The 1,209-nt window shown below is 46.8% G+C and carries 1 protein-coding gene; it reads left to right on the forward strand.

Going from position 1 to position 1,209, the window contains the following annotated elements; genetic code table 11:
* Positions 1-411: 411 nt before the first annotated feature.
* Positions 412-942: an REP-associated tyrosine transposase gene (locus ACTHUT_RS20890; protein ID WP_250600675.1), complete on the forward strand. Its 531-nt coding sequence runs from the start codon at positions 412-414 to the stop codon at positions 940-942.
* Positions 943-1,209 lie beyond the last annotated feature (267 nt).

The following is a 1,209-nucleotide window of genomic DNA, read 5'->3' on the forward strand; positions in this document are numbered from 1 at the left end:
ATACAAATATTATTAGATCATAGATTATTAAGTGAAATTACTGAAACAATATATGATGTCCCGGATACGGAAGTTGTTTGAAAAAAGCAAGTTGTAGCCTACATGTCCAAGCAACTACCTGAAAAAACAAAAGCAAGCGGTAGCCTGCATACCCAGCCGACCGCGTGCGAGGCTGCGCCACACACCCTACCTGTGAATTACACGGAACTTTAAAACCAATGCGTAGGGTGTGTGCGGTACACACGCACGCGGTTGGTTGATTGACGGTTTGCCGTTTCAACTTTTAACTTGTTGAAGCTAGCGCTTTCAGACGGCCTCCAATGTCGTCTGAAAACATCAGCTTCAACAAAGTTAAAACCTTAAACAACAAACCATTCCTTCTCCAACACCCAAACCACAAACAAAAATCCTATGGCGCGTTATCGCAGAAACTTCATTGCCGGCGGCACATTCTTTTTCACCGTCAAACTCGCCGATCCAAAATCGCGCCTGCTTGTCGAACATATCGACTTATTGCGTGCGACTTATATGGATGTGCAAAAACAATATCCCTTTGAAACCGTCGCCGTATGCGTGCTGCCGAATCATATACACGCCATTTGGACGCTGCCGCCCAACGATGCGGATTATTCCCTGCGCTGGCGGCTGATTAAAACCAAATTCTCCGCACATCTCCCTCATGCCGAAAACCTGTCTGCCGGCAAACAGCGGCGGCACGAACGCGGTATTTGGCAACGGCGTTTTTACGAACACACCGTGCGCGACGAAACGGATTTGCAGCGTTGCGCGGACTACATCCATTTCAATCCCGTCAAACATGGATTGTGCGGTAATGTCCGCGATTGGGCGTTTTCGTCGTTTCACCGTTATGTTCGGAATGGATGGCTGCCGTTAGATTGGGGCGGCACAAAAGAAACAGCGGTAATGAGTTTTGGGGAGTAAATGCTATAAAAAACCACCGACCGCGTGCGTGGCGGCGCCACACACCCTACCTGTGAATTACGCGGAACTTCAAAACCATCGCGTAGGGTGTGTGCGGTACGCACGCACGCGGTTGCTTAATTGATGGTTTGCTGTTGTAAATTTCAACTTATTTAAAACTAACGCTTTCAGACGGCATAAGAAATGGCCATCTGAAAATTGAAAATGTTTTATCTAAAATAACCATCCTAATTCACGCAACAAAAAACGGATTCCAAACCATTGGAA

The organism is Neisseria sp. P0022.S010 (assembly GCF_051956635.1).